This window comes from Acetanaerobacterium elongatum (assembly GCF_900103835.1).
In the GTDB taxonomy this organism is placed as follows: Bacteria; Bacillota; Clostridia; order Oscillospirales; family Ruminococcaceae; genus Acetanaerobacterium; species Acetanaerobacterium elongatum.
Window position 1 is genome coordinate 1 of sequence record NZ_FNID01000004.1, and the last position, 15466, is coordinate 15466.

General features: G+C 48.0%; 14 protein-coding genes and 1 pseudogene. 4 read left to right on the plus strand and 11 right to left on the minus strand.

The genetic code is table 11. The features are described 5' to 3' along the window. Nucleotides 1–214 precede the first annotated feature (214 nt). The 4 genes from BLR50_RS01795 to BLR50_RS01810 all read left to right on the plus strand — a co-directional run bounded on the left by BLR50_RS01795 (nt 215) and on the right by BLR50_RS01810 (nt 4403). Nucleotides 215–664, plus strand: coding sequence for a substrate-binding domain-containing protein (locus tag BLR50_RS01795; RefSeq protein WP_423230275.1), 450 nt, complete (start codon nt 215–217; stop codon nt 662–664). Between the two features lie 98 nt (nt 665–762). Further along, the gene (locus tag BLR50_RS01800; protein WP_092637900.1) at nt 763–2286 is read left to right on the plus strand and encodes a sugar ABC transporter ATP-binding protein; all 1524 of its coding nucleotides are present in this window, start codon (nt 763–765) and stop codon (nt 2284–2286) included. Then, complete coding sequence (locus tag BLR50_RS01805) at nt 2283–3335, plus strand: ABC transporter permease (RefSeq protein ID WP_092637902.1); 1053 nt, start codon at nt 2283–2285, stop codon at nt 3333–3335. Before BLR50_RS01800 ends, BLR50_RS01805 begins: the two co-directional genes overlap by 4 nt. Continuing rightward, a complete protein-coding gene (locus tag BLR50_RS01810; RefSeq protein ID WP_092637904.1) occupies nt 3336–4403 on the plus strand; it encodes an ABC transporter permease subunit in 1068 nt (355 codons plus the stop codon). 725 nt (nt 4404–5128) lie between these two features. Here BLR50_RS01810 and BLR50_RS14650 read toward each other — a convergent pair. From BLR50_RS14650 to BLR50_RS01865, 11 genes and pseudogenes are all read right to left on the minus strand, one after another. Then, a pseudogene (locus tag BLR50_RS14650) lies at nt 5129–5722 on the minus strand (manganese catalase family protein); the annotation flags it as partial. Between the two features lie 3 nt (nt 5723–5725). Next, on the minus strand, nt 5726–5983 hold the full coding sequence (locus tag BLR50_RS01820) for a spore coat protein CotJB (RefSeq protein WP_092637908.1): 258 nt from the start codon (nt 5981–5983) through the stop codon (nt 5726–5728). Continuing rightward, nucleotides 5973–6188, minus strand: coding sequence for a spore coat associated protein CotJA (locus BLR50_RS01825; RefSeq protein ID WP_092637910.1), 216 nt, complete (start codon nt 6186–6188; stop codon nt 5973–5975). Before BLR50_RS01825 ends, BLR50_RS01820 begins: the two co-directional genes overlap by 11 nt. A 317-nt stretch (nt 6189–6505) precedes the next feature. Next, nucleotides 6506–6730, minus strand: coding sequence for a hypothetical protein (locus BLR50_RS01830; protein WP_092637912.1), 225 nt, complete (start codon nt 6728–6730; stop codon nt 6506–6508). Nucleotides 6731–6767: 37 nt separating this feature from the next. After that, on the minus strand, nt 6768–7859 hold the full coding sequence (gene ftsZ / locus BLR50_RS01835; protein WP_423230273.1) for a cell division protein FtsZ: 1092 nt from the start codon (nt 7857–7859) through the stop codon (nt 6768–6770). 239 nt (nt 7860–8098) lie between these two features. After that, nucleotides 8099–9064, minus strand: coding sequence for a cell division protein FtsQ/DivIB (locus tag BLR50_RS01840; RefSeq protein WP_092637916.1), 966 nt, complete (start codon nt 9062–9064; stop codon nt 8099–8101). A 36-nt stretch (nt 9065–9100) separates the two neighbouring features. Next, nucleotides 9101–10357 (minus strand): UDP-N-acetylglucosamine 1-carboxyvinyltransferase, encoded by a 1257-nt coding sequence (gene murA / locus BLR50_RS01845; protein WP_092637918.1) that lies wholly within the window; start codon nt 10355–10357, stop codon nt 9101–9103. Between the two features lie 136 nt (nt 10358–10493). Further along, a complete protein-coding gene (murG, locus tag BLR50_RS01850; RefSeq protein ID WP_092637920.1) occupies nt 10494–11609 on the minus strand; it encodes an undecaprenyldiphospho-muramoylpentapeptide beta-N-acetylglucosaminyltransferase in 1116 nt (371 codons plus the stop codon). Between the two features lie 60 nt (nt 11610–11669). After that, entirely contained in the window at nt 11670–12803 is a 1134-nt protein-coding gene (gene ftsW, locus BLR50_RS01855; protein ID WP_242871665.1) for a putative lipid II flippase FtsW, read from the minus strand. Between the two features lie 123 nt (nt 12804–12926). Further along, nucleotides 12927–13937, minus strand: a complete 1011-nt coding sequence (gene mraY / locus BLR50_RS01860; protein WP_092637922.1) for a phospho-N-acetylmuramoyl-pentapeptide-transferase — start codon at nt 13935–13937, stop codon at nt 12927–12929. A 146-nt stretch (nt 13938–14083) separates the two neighbouring features. Beyond that, on the minus strand, nt 14084–15466 hold the full coding sequence (locus BLR50_RS01865; protein WP_092637924.1) for a UDP-N-acetylmuramoyl-tripeptide--D-alanyl-D-alanine ligase: 1383 nt from the start codon (nt 15464–15466) through the stop codon (nt 14084–14086).

The following is a 15466-nucleotide window of genomic DNA, read 5'->3' on the forward strand; positions in this document are numbered from 1 at the left end:
TGTTATATTTCCGGCTGGCTCGGCTCACGCCATATTTCTCCACATACTTCATTAGGGATTGTCTGTACTTCATGTCTTGTGTTATGCTGTTCATGAGAGATGAGGTCTCCTTTCGGCTTGTTAGGTGTGGTAACTCAACAATAACCGATTTCTCCTCATCTTTCATCTTTTTTTATCTACTGTCCAATATGTATTGTAGTCCTACACCGCTCAGATTGGCCGTACTGATGGCTTTGCAGAAAAGATGAAGGCCTTCCCAAGCTGGAAAATGCTTGACAAGCAGACCGGTGAATTCACACAGGATAAGGGCCAAGAGGTTATGGAGTCCTTCCTGAAGTCCTATAAAGATATCGATGTTGTTATTGCTGAAAACGATAATATGGCGTTTGGCGCCATCAAGGCCATTAAAGCTGCCGGTAAGACCTGCGGACCTAAGGGCGATATCACCATCGTTTCTTTCGATGCTGTTAAGGCTGCTTTTGAATCCATGATTGCCGGAGACATCGATGTTGATGTTGAGTGCAACCCGTTGCACGGCCCCCGTGTTGCCGGTATTATCGAGGCACTTGAGGCCGGTAAGTCGGTAGATAAGATTGCGTATGTTGAAGAAGGCACCTTCTATGCAAAAGACGCGAAAGAAATTCTACCTAAGCGTGCTTACTAATCATAAGAAATAAAAGAATCATATTACTCAGCTACAGAACCGCCGGAGAGCCAGACTACAGTTGGTTCTCCGGCGAAACTTTTAAAGGGGTGAGCATAATGGCCTCTGGTCGTGAGATTTTGACAATGCGCCATATCAGCAAGAATTTCCTTGGTGTACGTGCGCTGAATAATGTCGACTTTACACTCAGAGAGGGAGAAATTCATGCCCTGATGGGCGAAAACGGTGCAGGGAAATCAACGCTGATCAAGGTACTTACCGGTGCCGAGGAGTTTGAATCGGGTGAAATACGCATCACCGGTATTCCCCGCCCGATTATCAACCGCTCGCCTCAGGAAGCACAGCAAAACGGCATTAGTACCGTGTATCAGGAGGTAAACCTCTGCCCCAACCTTTCTGTCGCAGAAAACCTGTTTCTTGGCAGAGAACCCAAAAGGCTTGGGACAATTGATTGGAAAACTATGAATAAAAAGGCTGTTGAAGCCTTTGCCGCGATGGATATCGACATAGATGTTACCCTAAACCTCGAAAACTACTCGGTTGCAATCCAGCAGATGGTGGCGATAGCCAGAGCGGTAGAAATCTCCTCTCGGGTGCTTATCCTTGACGAACCAACCTCCAGCTTGGATGATTCCGAGGTTAATAAGCTATTCTCTATTATGCGCAAACTTAGTAAAAGTGGTATCGGCATTATCTTTGTTACCCATTTCATCGAGCAGGTATACGAGGTTTGCAACCGTATTACGGTGCTTCGAAACGGTGAGCTGGTTGGTGATTATGATGTTGAATCGCTTCCCCGTCTGCAGCTGGTAGCAAAAATGTTGGGGAAGGACTTTGACGACCTGGCCGAGGTAAAACGGGAGGGTTCGGATAACACGAGTGATGATACCGAAGTTGTAATTGAAGCCGAGAGCTTGAAAAGCACCAGCAGAATCAGGCCCTTTGACCTTGCAGTGAACAGGGGTGATGTTATCGGGCTTTCCGGTCTGCTTGGTTCGGGGCGCAGCGAACTTGCCCGTGCAATATACGGTGCGGATGCTGCCAAGGGCGGCAGGCTTAAGATGAAAGGCAAACCACTGAATATACATAAACCGCTTGATGCGATGAAGGCAGGTATGGCATTTCTGCCCGAAAACCGTAAAGAGGAAGGCATTATTGCCGACCTTTCGGTGCGGGAGAATATTATTCTGGCGTTGCAGGCTCGAAAGGGTGCTTTCAGGCAGCTTAGCAGGAAGGAGCAGGAAGAGCTTACCGACCGATATATTGATATTTTAAAGATTAAGACCTCAAGTCGCGATACCCCGGTAAAACAACTCAGCGGCGGCAACCAGCAAAAGGTTATACTTGCGCGCTGGCTGCTGACCAACCCGGACTTTTTGATTTTGGATGAACCAACCCGAGGGATAGACGTGGGCACTAAGGCAGAGATTCAAAAGCTGATAGTGAACCTTTCTGATCAGGGGAAAACCGTGATGTTTATCTCTTCAGAGATTGAAGAGATGTTACGAACCTGTAACCGTATGATTGTTATGAGGGATTGTGTAAAAATCAGCGAACTGAACGGTACCGATATCACTCAGGACAATATTATGAAAGCGATAGCGGGAGGTGGCGTAGAATGAAAACGCTTTCTTCAGTATTTAAACGTATTACTAGTTTCCGGTTATTTCTGCCACTGCTTTGTCTGGCGCTGGTACTGATCGTAAACTTAATTCAAACGCCCTCCTTCTTTGAAATAACCATACAGAACGGGGTATTTTATGGCTTTATCATTGATATTCTAAATCTCTCCAGCCGCCTGATCATCATGGCTGTTGGCATGACGTTAGTCGTAGCCTCCTCAGGCGGAACCGATATTTCGGTAGGCGCTGTAAGCGCGCTTGCCGGTGCGGTTTGTGTGGCGGTACTGGGTACCGGTGAAAGCTATCAGATGCCTTACTATGTCAGCATCCTGTTAGCCCTGCTGATAGGTGTAATATGCGGAGCCATGAACGGTTTCTTGGTTTCATACATGAAGGTTCAGCCAATGGTGGCAACACTGATTTTGCTTACTGCAGGACGCGGAATCGCACAGCTTGTAACAGGCAGCTTTATTCTCTATGTTAAGCCTGCGGAATTTGGGTATTTAGGCGCCTTCCTTCCGGGGGTACCTATCCCGACACCCTGTTTTGTTGCGATATTCGTGGTATTGGTAACCTGGCTGATTCTAAAGAAGACAGCATTCGGTATGTACATTGAATCTATTGGAATCAACCGCAAGGCCAGCCGCCTTGTTGGGCTAAATTCCAAGTTGATTATGTTTTTAACCTATGTGTTCTGCGGAGTATGTGCCGCATGCGCCGGATTGATCTCTGTTTCACGCACATCCTCTATCGATGCGAATAATGTGGGAAAATACGCCGAACTGGATGCAATTCTTGCGGTGGCAATAGGCGGTAACAGCCTGGCGGGCGGAAAATTCTCGCTGATGGGCAGCGTTATCGGCGCTATAACCATTCAGGCGCTTACCACCACCCTTTACGCAATGCATGTTTCGGCAGACCAGTTGCCTCTATATAAGGCTGTGGTAGTAATAATTATTGTTGCATTGCAGTCACCGGTATTGATCAAATGGGTTCGTTCCTTTACAGGCAACTTTCTGCCTGCCAAAGTCGCAAAGGAGGCGAACTGAATGAGTAAGACCGCAACTGCACCACGCAGACTAGACACAATAAAAAAGGTTAACCGTGTAAAAGATATCCTATTGGGCCATAACTTCTTACTGTTTGTTACCATCGTACTTTTCGTTTTAATGTACATCGGAGGGTTAGCCGCTTACAGCGGAAAAAACTTCGGGAATCTGCAGGTACTGCTGAATCTGTTTATCAGTAATGCCGGCCTGATTATCACCTCGGTAGGTATGACAATGGTGCTGATTATCGGCGGTATCGACATCTCCGTCGGTTCGGTGGTTGCCGTTACTTGTATGATGCTTGCTGCGATGATGGAAAAGCTGCATATGGACGCATTGCCGGCAATGGGTATTGTACTGTTGTTCGGTATTGCATTCGGGGCCGTACAGGGGTGGTTTATTTCATACCTGCGCCTGCAGCCGTTTATTGTAACACTCGCAGGTATGTTTTTTGCGCGCGGCCTTACGGCGGTTATCAGTCTTGATATGATCACCATTACCAACAAAACGTTTCTTTCTATCGCCCAACAAAAGATATACCTGCCCTTTTTCGGTGTACTCAATAAAAGAGGCGTAATGGTTTACCCTTACATATACCCTACGGTTATCATTGCGCTGGTGGTTCTTGTGATAGCATTTTTAATGCTGAGATATACCAAGTTCGGCCGCTCAATCTACGCGGTGGGTGGCAGTGAGCAGTCGGCGATGCTGATGGGGCTGAATGTAAAGCGTACAAAATTAATGGTATATATCATTAACGGCTTCCTTGCAACGCTTGGCGGTATCGCATTCTGCTTCAATACGTCAGGTGCCTTCGTAGAGCTTGCAAAGGATTTTGAGATGGATGCCATCGCGGCAACGGTAATCGGTGGTACACCGTTAACCGGCGGCGTAGGCAATGTATTTGGCACCCTGTTCGGTGTACTGATCAAGGCGCTCATCGAAACCTTTGTATCGTTCCAGGGCAATCTTTCTTCCTGGTGGTCAAAGATTATTATTGCGTCACTGCTTGCCTTCTTTATTGTTTTGCAAAGCCTTCTGACAATGCGCAAGAGTAAAAACGATTAAAGTTTTATCTTGAGCAGTCAATTCTTTTATGTACCCCAAAGAGCCTCTGCATTTGCAGAGGCTCTTTGGGGTTTATATAATGTTAAATTATCAGGTCAAGTGCACCACTTTATATAGGAAAACTTGAATAGACCTGCCCTTTCAATTTAAATCTTTGATAATTAATATCTCGGCTTTGGTGCTGTTCCAAAAACATTAGAGGCACCGAACATATTGGCTATACCAAATATATTGGATGCCGCTCCGGCAACATTGGAGGCACCTGAAGTACTAGTGGTACCTGCTGCGTTTGGCGTTCTTGCTGTGCCTGCTGCATTAGAAGTACCGGCTACGCTTGGCATGCTCATCCCGTTGGTTGCGCCTGAAACGTTAGTGGCTCCAGCTACATTAGGTACTTTAGGAGTGGTTGCTGTCGTGCCTGCAGCATTAGAAGCACCGGCTACGCTTGGCATGCTCATTCCGTTGGTTGCGCCTGAAACGTTAGTGGCTCCGGCTACATAGGGGGTTCGCAGCGCGTTGGCGGCACCTACAACATTTGCTGCACCTGCTGCATTAGAAGCCCCAGCTATGCTCGGGGTAGTCGTTGTGTTGAGAGTACCGGTTCCTGCAGTATTCTGCAGGCCAGCAACATTCATAGCTCCCGCTACACTTGGCGTTCCCATCATATTACCTGCCCCTGCAACGTTGGCGATATAGGGGGTATTACTGGGTGCCGCGCTCTTTACCTTGTCAAAAGCGGGGTTAAACGCGTAGAAGTTCGCTGAATTCAGATGATCCTGTGTTATGCGTAAGCCCTCACCGAACCTTTGAAAATGCACAATCTCACGCTCACGTAAAAACTTAATGGCATCACGAACATCGGGGTCATCGGCTAATCGCAGGATATTGTCATATGTTAACCTTGCTTTTTGCTCTGCAGCCATATCCTCATGAAGATCCGTTAGTACATCTCCGGAAGAATCAAAGGTGCTTGCATCAAAGGGTACTCCGGAGGCCGCAATCGGATATAAGCTTGTGGTATGATCTACAAAGTAGGTATCGAAACCACTGTCCTTAATCTCCTTCTCCGAAAGGTTTCTGGTAAGCTGATAAACGATAGCGCATACCATTTCTATGTGGCCAAGTTCTTCGGTACCGATATCGGTTAATAGGGCTTTTAGCTCGCCGTAAGGCATGACATAGCGTTGCGAGAGATAACGGTTGGCGGCACCCAACTCACCGTGCGGCCCACCAAACTGCGAAATTACAACCTTTGCAAGCGCCGGGTTTGGCCTTGCAATCTTTACAGGATATTGAAGCTTTTTTTCATATGTCCACATATACTACACCTCACTTGCCCTTTCCCACGGCCACGGATTCTCTACCCATCTCCATACAGGGCCTCCGTCATACTGCCCCGCGCTGATAGGCCCAAACCGTTTAAGATACTCATCCATTGCCTTACTTCTGAGGTCAAGAAACTTGCTGTAGTAAGCCAGGGCATCTTTATCGGTAGGATGAGTATCAAGGAACAGCTGAGTTTCGAACAAAACGAAATCGCAGATCTGTATCCTTCTTATCAGTGTATTTTTATCTTCCATTAGGGGTTACCTCCTCACCTAAAAAGGGCTTATCCAGGCTTGGAAAGATGGTGGCACGCTCGAAGCCAACCTCTGGCTCATAGGGCCTTTCCCACGTTTGATACGCAACATATGCGATAGCATAGGAAATCGGTTGGCTGGTGAACGCATCGCAGCTTATTGCGGCTTGGGCACTGCCTTCGTTTGCATTGTTATACCTAATCACGTTCTACCTCCATCGCTTTCATGTAAGATTCGGAAGACATAAAGTCTTCAACACCATCCTATGCTTTAAGGAGGCATGCTGTTACATAATTATACAAAAAAGGCTTTGCTTAACATCCTAGCTAAGGAGGTTTTGTCGATTATATACTAATCTCTTGATAAAACCTTTCTGAGTAATTCTCGCAAAAAGCCATGAATTAAAGCTTTTGGCTTGATTTTTAGAGGTTTTATAACCGGGATAAGTACAAGGCGGTTGGAGTAATTGTTCTGAAGCAACTACATACAACATAAAAAGCCTGCGGATAGCAGGCTTTTTGCTTAATCATTTTTCTTTTTAATGATTGAAAGTATAACCCTGAGCAGGATAATCAAAATTAACACTCCGGCCGCTGTACCGATGATAATCTCCATGCCAAGCGGTAATACATCGCCGGCAAAGGCGGTACTTTGCACTGTTTCAGCAAACAACACAGGTGAAAGCGCCGATAGTATCATAAGGATAGCCAGTATAATGCAGAATATTATCACTATTCTGCGCTTCATAATATGACCATTCCTTTCCCCGTCAGGAATTTAAGCTTTAGTACCGCTTATTATTAAAGATTTTCAGTAGGTCGATATAATCCTTGTCCTCTTCCTCAGTCTCTTTGGGAGGAATCGGATCGGAATTATTATTAAACGAAAAATCCATAATAGGGCTGGAAATTTTTTCGTTATCAAAGCCTGTGGCAATTACAGTAATACGCATCTCGTCATCTAAAGAATCATCAAACGCCGCACCCCAAATGATGTTGGCATCCTTGTGCGCTGCGTTGGAGATCATGGTGGAAGCCTTCTCAACCTCATCGAGCTCTACCTCTTTGGAGGAGGTAATGTTGATGATTACACCGCGGGCCCCCTCAATGGAGGTTTCCAGAAGCGGGCTGGAGATAGCGGCAGCGGCGGCCATCTCGGCCTTATCCTTACCAGAAGCCACACCTACACCCATGTGAGCATAACCTGCATCCTTCATTACGGTACTGATATCGGCAAAGTCAAGGTTTACAAGGCCAGGGATATTGATAAGATCGGAAATACTTTGAACACCCTGCCTCAACACATCGTCGGCTGCGGCAAAGGCAGAAAGCAGACTGATTTTTTGCTGGGAGATAAGCTTTAAACGCTCGTTTGGAATAACCACAAGAGCATCAACCCGTTCACGAAGGTTGGCAATACCCTCCTCGGCCTGTGCCATACGGCGCTTGCCCTCAAAGTCGAAAGGCTTAGTAACAATACCAACAGTAAGGATACCCATATCACGGGCGATCTCGGCAACCACGGGTGCAGCGCCTGTGCCGGTGCCTCCGCCCATACCCGCAGTAATAAATACCATCTGCGTACCCTTTAAGGCCGCCGCTATCTCCTCACGGCTTTCCTCGGCGGCGCGCTGCCCCTTTTCGGGGGAACCGCCGGCGCCGCGGCCCTTGGTAAGCTTTTCGCCAATCTGAATTTTATGGGGCGCAAGAGAGCAGGAAAGTGCCTGCTGATCTGTGTTCACAGACAGAAACTCCACGCTCTTGATGCCGTTCTCAATCATGCGGTTTACGGCGTTACCACCGCCGCCGCCTACACCGGCAACCTTTATATTGACTACCTTTTCAAAATCCTCGTTAAACACGAATTTCATCGGCATGAAAGCTTCCCCCTACGTACTCATATACACAATTCGGCAACCGCCAACTCATATATACTTATAATTATAATTTATCAGATTTTAGATAAAAAAACAACATATCAACACTAAATTTATGAAAAAAAGCCCTGTTTTTTATCCAAAAAGCTCTATATTTAGTGTTTAGGCCTATCATGCAGCCATTTGCAGCCGTTTCTGCTGCTTTTAGAAGATGGTACGGATGCAAACGCTAACAATGGTCAGGATGAAGATGCGGAAGCGGTAGCGGAGCCCGCCTCTTCGCTTGTTTGTGATTTTGTGCTTTCAGCCTGTTTGGAAGAGGATTTGCTGCTGGAAGCATCAGCCTGTCCGCCTTGCTTTGAGGAATCAGCTTCCTCATTTGAACTGCCCGGTGGCGTGGAACTTGTATCTGTATAGATGGTTGTTGCCGGTAAAACGCTTACGTAAGGGTGCGCCTTGCTGTCGAGTGTCTGAGCGTTAATGGTTAATCCGCCCGTGTTATTCGACTCTGCGTTTTTATTCAGCACCTCTTTCACAAACCTTATTTTATATGTCAGTTGGCTTGGTCCACCAAGTAAAATCTTATTCTCATTTCCATACTTAAGTGAGATGTTGGAGATATCGGAGATATCAATCAGCTTTACATCTGGGAAGGTATATTCCGCGATTGCATCGAAAAGTTCTTGAATTACGGTGATGTCTTCGCCTTTTTCAGCCTTAAACAGCTCTCCCTGCTTTACCTCTTTGGGTTTTAGGCCTCGGATAATCGGCACATTTGCGTCTGCCATCGGCGAACCGGCCTGCAGTATCTTGAATTTATCGCTTAGCAGGATATACCCGTCGGCGGTTTCTAGCGAGCAGGCCACCGAAGCCTCCGATACCGTTAGAATCACTGTTGAAGGAAGCTGAAAGCTGAGCTTCGCCTCGCCAATATAGCTGAGCTTCTGCTCGATAGCTCCGGTTACGGCACTGGGCTTAATTTTAAACATCTTATCCCCCGCCTTAAGCCCTGAAGCAGACAGTATCTCATCTGTTTGGTAACGCGTGGTGCCCTCAACGAGAATAGTTTCAACCTTCAACAGGTTGTACAATAATACGCCAAGAGTGATAGTCATGAGCAGCGCTATGGGAACCGTATAAAAAGCCAGGCCATGACGGCGCCTATGGCGTTTTTTTCGATTGTCCGATGCGCTTTTTGTTCTCATGACATCCTCCGGTAAGTAATGCTTTATGTGCTAAATTCATTCCACACGCCTAATCTGTGCCCCAAGTGAAGCCAGCGTGTCTTCCATCTTTTCATACCCGCGGTCGATATGCCTTACTCCGCTTATTTCGGTTGTGCCCTCGGCCACCAGAGCGGCTACCACCAATGCGGCACCTCCGCGAAGATCGGTACATTCTACACTGGCGCTGTATAGCCTTGGCGTACCCTCTACCACCGCTACCCGCCCTTCCAGCTTCACCTTTGCGCCAAGCCTTATCAGCTCGGTAACGTGCTTAAAGCGGTTTTCAAAGATATTCTCTACAAAGATGGTAGTGCCATCGGCAATAGCGGCAACCGACATGATAGGTGCCTGTGCGTCGGTTGGAAAACCAGGATAGGGCATTGTTCGAATTGTCTGCATCGCCTTCGGCCTTCCGCAGCTTAACAGATGGATGCTGTTGTGAGAAAGGGTTATCTTACATCCGGCCTGCTCCAGCACGGGCACAACCGCGCCGATATGCCGTGGGTGAATCTCGTTGAGCCAAATTTCACCGCCGGTAACCGCCGCGGCACTCAGAAAGGTTGCGGCCGCAATACGGTCCGGTATCACCGCGTGATGGGTGCCGGTAAGCTCTTTGACACCTTCAATAAATATGGTACTCTCGCCTGCGCCCTTGATTTTTGCCCCACAGGCATTAAGGTAGTTTGCAAGATCAACGATTTCCGGCTCTCTGGCGGCGTTGGCGATAGAGGTTTCGCCCTTGGCCAGCGTTGCGGCTATCATGACATTCTCGGTGGCACCAACGCTGGGAAACGACAGGTTGATGTGCGCCCCCTTAAGCCCGTTGGGAATGGTGCAGTCTATATAACCGTGATCCTCGGCAATCTCGGCGCCTAACTGCCGCAGGCCGTAGATGTGCAGATCTATTGGGCGCGGCCCTAGCTCGCAGCCGCCCGGGTAGGATATTCTTGCCCTGCCGGTTCGTGCAAGGATGGCGCCTAAAAAAACGATGGAAGATCGCATTTCACGCATGAGGTGTGTGGGGATATCACTTCTGGACAAGCCGCCGGTATGTATGGTAATTACATCGCCGGCAACCTCTGTGGTGCAGCCGAGATAATCAATAATATTTCTAGCTGCGTCGATATCTGAAAGGCACGGGCAGTTCTCAATAACGCTGCTTCCGGTGCACATAATACTGGCGGCTAATATCGGCAGCGCGCTGTTCTTGGCGCCTTGAACCCTGATTTCGCCTGAGATACGCCTTCCGCCGTCTATCAAGTATTTATTCATATCTTCGCACCCCTCTAAATAAGCACAGAAAGGGAACACTCCCTCACAAGTCATACTATGCTTACCAGAACGGGTTTGTGAAAAAACGGATAATATCCTCAATTTGATATATCAAGAGTTAAGTATTAAATAATGGTCACAGAAGTTTTTTTATTTCACTGTAGATCCGTTCGTTGGCATCTATGATGGCAAGCTCGCCGGCGCGTTTTGCAATGCAGCGGATGGTTTCGGGTGTTTCGATCAGTTCAGATACTGTTTGAATAAGCTTGTTACCGGTTAGGTCCTTCTCCTCAATCACAACGGCGGCATTGCGCCTGCCAAGCACCATGGCGTTGTGATACTGGTGGTTTTCCGTTACATTGGGCGACGGAATGAGGATGGAGGCCTTGCAGGAGGCCTGTATCTCGCTGAGGGTGATAGCTCCTGCTCTGGAGATTACAAGATCGGCGGCTGCGTTGCAGCGGGGCATATCGTCTATGTATTCCCGCACGATGATTTGGGGGTTTTCTGCAAGGGTTACGCCTCTATCCTGGAGAAGCGTTAAAAAAGGTTCGTATCCCTTCTTCCCCGTGCCATGAATATGGTAAACCTGCTTGTCCTTACTATGCCAAGCCATCAGGTCTGCCACTGCCTCATTGATAGCACGGGCACCCAGACTGCCACCAAAGGAAAGAATGCACAGTCTGTCATCCAGTGAAAGCTCCTTGCGGGCAACCGCTTTATTATAGAAGATAATCTCCTCGCGGACAGGGTTACCGGTAACCACAAAATTGCATCTGGGACTTAAGAACTTCTTAGCTTCTTCCACGGCCAGAAGTACGGTATCTACATGCCTGGACACCAGTTTAGTGGTGATGCCCGGGAAGGCATTTTGCTCGTGTGTGAGGGTATGAACCCCCATGGAAGCAGCCTGCATAATCACCGGCGCGCTTACATAGCCGCCGGTACCGAGCACTAGATCCGGCTTAAACTCGTTTATAAGTCGTGCAGCCTCCCTGCGCCCTTGATACAGCTGTATTACCGCGTCAACATTCTTCTTTATCGCAGACAGACCACTTCTTCTGATAATGCCACGGGAATGGATACCCTCAAACCGAAAACCTGCGGCGGGCACCAGCCGCGCTTCCATGCCGTCTTTGGAACCGATATAGAGTATCTCGGCCTCGGGGTGGCGCGCCCGAACATAGCTTGCTATCGCCAGTGCCGGGTTAATATGCCCCGCGGTACCTCCGCCCGTAAAGATGATACGCATCTGATTAACCATTCCAATCGTTGAAGGTATTTCTACCAAAATCTAAAACGAGATATCCCACTATGTTTTTTCATATACAGAGTATCGTGACACCGAAAGGATAACTCCCATCTGCAAAAGCAGCATAACCAGTGAGGAACCGCCGGAACTGAAGAACGGCAGGCTGATACCGGTATTGGGGATGGTGTTGGTTACAACGCCGATGTTTAGAATCGCTTGTATACCAATCTGTGAGCTGAGCCCCAGCACCAGCATGGAGCCAAATTTATCTCTGGCGCGCATGGCAATAACAAAGCCGCGCCACACAAACAGCGCAAATATGATGATAATCAGAGAAGCACCGATGAAGCCAAGCTCCTCACATACTATTGAAAAGATAAAATCGTTTTGCGGCTCGGGAACATATAGATATTTCTGCCTGGAGTTACCCAAGCCCTGCCCGAGCAGCCCACCGGAACCGATGGCATAGAGTGATTGCAGGGTTTGGTGGCCCTTATCACTGGGGTCAGAAAACGGGTCTAGCCATATCTTGATACGGCTCATGGCGTAGTCCACCTTGCCGCTGAACAGGATATAGGCAGCACCCGCGCCGCCAACCGTACCACCTGCAAGTGCAAACCAGCGAAACTTGGTTCCGCCGATAAACATCATGACAAATGCCATCAAAACAACCAGAATTGTACCGGAAAGGTGCGGTTCTATTGCTATTAACCCAACAACCGGCACCAGAAAGATGGCAAACGGCAGAACACCCTTTTTAAAGGTGCCCATCTCTGATGCGTTAAGTGAAATCATGTGGGCAAACATAAGGATTATTGCAAACTTGGCAAGCTCCGACGGCTGAAACTGCCTTCCCGCTATCCATATCCAGCGGTGTGCGTCATTAACCGGCTTTGAGAAAAGTGCCAACACCAGCAGCACAAGCGACAAGCCATAGAGCGGCAACGCAAGCTTATGCAGCCAGTGATAATCGAAGTAGGAGACGATAATCATCCCCGCAAGACCGATTACCGCAAAGACCAGCTGGCTTTTAATAAAATGAAAGCTGTCATCGTAATAATGAAGTGCATAAGCATAGCTGGCCGAGAAGAGCATGATAAGCCCAATACCCAACAGGGTAACGGTAAGTACGAAAAAGGTTATGTCCATGCCGCCACGTTTCGGCTTCTCTACTGCAACGCCCTTGTTTTTCAATGGACACACCCCAATCCGGCACGAACTGCTTACACTAATATCCGATCAAAAAGTATATAGAAATTAAATTGAGACCTTTCGTATATGGGCTTTGACACGGATTTTATCGGAGATTAGTATTAACTATACAAGTGCTGTCGCCCATAGGGACAAGGCACCCCCCACAACGCCAACCAAGGAGAATACTAAAACAATCTTTACCTCGCTCCAGCCGCTCATTTCATAATGATGATGAATCGGGCTCATTTTGAATATCCGCTTCTTCGTCAACTTAAAGCTGATAACCTGAATTACCACCGAAAGTGCGTCGAGCACATAAACAATGCCTACCAGTGCCAGAAAAGCCGGCATATTGATACCGAAGGCAATTGCCACAACCGAACCGCCTAAAAACATCGAGCCGGTATCGCCCATGAACACCTTGGCCGGGTGGAAGTTCCAGATTAAAAACCCGATGCAGGCAGCAGCCAGCGAGATGGCAAACAGCCCCTCTTTATCCTGGTGCAGCACACCGCACATCAGCATTAAAAAGATTCCGCAGACAAAGGTAACAGAGGCACACAAACCATCAATCCCGTCTGTAAGATTTACGGCGTTTACCATGTAGTAAATAATCAATGCTGCAAAGGGATAATAGAAGATGCCCAGATTCCACTGGCCGATAAACGGCAGCACCAGTACAGTGCTGTGGTCCCCCGCAAGGTAGATGGTCATTAGATATAATATGGCCACCACAAACTGCATTATTGTTTTTTGCGAAGCAGTAAGGCCAAGATTTCTTTTCTTAACCACCTTGATATAGTCGTCGGTAAAGCCGATAAATCCGTAGGCCAAAGCCATCACGCACCCGGCAAGCAGCTTGATGTTTTCAAGCCTTGCTGTCTCGGGAAAGGCATCCGGCTTGGTAAACGAGAGCACCAGTATGCCCACCGCAAGCGCCGCCAGAGTGCCGACAATAAACATAATACCACCCATGGTGGGGGTACCCTGCTTGTTCTTGTGCCATGTGGGGCCGATATCGTTGATAGTCTGCCCGTATTTCAGCCGCTTTAAAAAGGGAATGAGCTTTTTACCGAGTAAAGAGGATACTACAAAAGCTGTTAACGCGGCTACGATTGTCGCAATTCCACTCATTGTTGTTCCACAGTCCTTCTAACCGTATTCGGGCAATGCTGATACTTATACCCGATTAAAGTATATAAAAATCAAATCAAGACCTTTTGTATCTGGGTTTTGATGCAGATTTTTATAACGATGCCAGCGCATCGTCTGAATACATTTTATCGGAGATTAGTACTATCTGCAAGCCCCGCGTAAAACTGCTCCATCATCTCTTCGAGTTTCATACCGCGGCTGCCCTTAAAGAGTATTATATCATCTTTCTGGGCGAGTGCCAGTAATTTTTCCCCAGCTGCGTGTTTATCCCCAAAGCTGTATACCTGTTCAATACCGGCACGATTGGCTGCCCCTGCGATATATTCAGCCTTTTCACCATAGGTGATTAAGATATCGGTGCCGCTTTCGCCCACCATCTGCCCTACCCCCTCGTGCGCCTTCCGGGAGTAATCACCAAGCTCCAGCATATCTGCCAGCACTGCAATGCTTCTGCCGTTTTTCTTCAGTGTCTGCAGGGTGGCAAGCGCAGCTCGCATGGAATCGGGGCTTGCATTATAGCAGTCTTCTATCACCGTAATGCCGCTTTTGTGTACTACACGCTGGCGCATACCGGCAGGGGTATATTGTTTGAGTGCCTCCGTTCCCTTGTGCAGGTCGAGCTTTAACGCCACTGCTGTAGAAAAGGCTGCGAGGGCGTTTAGGATATTATGCCTGCCTACACATGGGATGCAGGCCGGATAGAGGTTATTTTTATATGAGATATCAAACGCTGTTTCATCTGCGGTTTCGCGAATATTCAACGCACGAACCTTCGCATGAGAATTGATGATGCTATAGGATATTATATCAAAGCCGCAATAGTCTTTTATGTCGCAAAGCAGGTCATCATCATAATTCAGTACCAGTGAGCCGCCTGCGGGCAGGCCTTCGGTAATCTCCAGCTTCGCTGAAAGGATATTCTCGCGGCTGCCAAGGTTCTCAATATGTGATACCCCTATATTGGTGATTACCGCAACCGAAGGAAGCGTTGCCGCCGTTAACACCGAAAGCTCACCCTTGTGCGTCATACCCATCTCAATCACGGCACACTCGTAGCTTTTATCCAGCCGTAAAAGGGTAAGCGGAAGCCCAATTTCATTGTTCAGGTTTCCCTCAGTTTTAAGGGTTTTTAAGCAGGAACCTAAAACACAGGCAATCATCTCTTTAGTGGTGGTTTTCCCCACGCTGCCAGTAACCGCCACCATGGGGATATTGTATTTTAAACGGTACGCGCAGCCGAGGGTTATCAACGCGCGCTGGGTGTTTTTCACCATGATGACGGGCTTATCCGTCGCTTCTATCGGCTTGTGGCATATTGCAGCTACTGCGCCCTTTTGAAACGCCTCTGTTACGAAATTGTGCCCGTCAAACCGTTCACCTTCAAGAGCCACAAAAAGGCTGTTCGGTGTAATCGCCCGGGTATCGGTGCAGATATTTTCAATCTCTGCATCGATGGGCAGCTTTGCGCCGAAATAACGTGCAATATCACTGAGCAGCCACTTTTCCAA

What these genes read in the sequence shown, in the direction of transcription:
- BLR50_RS01800 (WP_092637900.1), top strand. Translation starts at nt 763, where the DNA reads ATGGCCTCTGGTCGTGAGATTTTGACAATGCGCCATATCAGCAAGAAT.
- BLR50_RS01805 (WP_092637902.1), top strand. Translation starts at nt 2,283, where the DNA reads ATGAAAACGCTTTCTTCAGTATTTAAACGTATTACTAGTTTCCGGTTA.
- BLR50_RS01810 (WP_092637904.1), top strand. Translation starts at nt 3,336, where the DNA reads ATGAGTAAGACCGCAACTGCACCACGCAGACTAGACACAATAAAAAAG.
- BLR50_RS01820 (WP_092637908.1), bottom strand. Translation starts at nt 5,983, where the DNA reads ATGGAAGATAAAAATACACTGATAAGAAGGATACAGATCTGCGATTTC.
- BLR50_RS01830 (WP_092637912.1), bottom strand. Translation starts at nt 6,730, where the DNA reads ATGAAGCGCAGAATAGTGATAATATTCTGCATTATACTGGCTATCCTT.
- ftsZ (WP_423230273.1), bottom strand. Translation starts at nt 7,859, where the DNA reads ATGCCGATGAAATTCGTGTTTAACGAGGATTTTGAAAAGGTAGTCAAT.
- BLR50_RS01840 (WP_092637916.1), bottom strand. Translation starts at nt 9,064, where the DNA reads ATGAGAACAAAAAGCGCATCGGACAATCGAAAAAAACGCCATAGGCGC.
- murA (WP_092637918.1), bottom strand. Translation starts at nt 10,357, where the DNA reads ATGAATAAATACTTGATAGACGGCGGAAGGCGTATCTCAGGCGAAATC.
- murG (WP_092637920.1), bottom strand. Translation starts at nt 11,609, where the DNA reads ATGCGTATCATCTTTACGGGCGGAGGTACCGCGGGGCATATTAACCCG.
- mraY (WP_092637922.1), bottom strand. Translation starts at nt 13,937, where the DNA reads ATGAGTGGAATTGCGACAATCGTAGCCGCGTTAACAGCTTTTGTAGTA.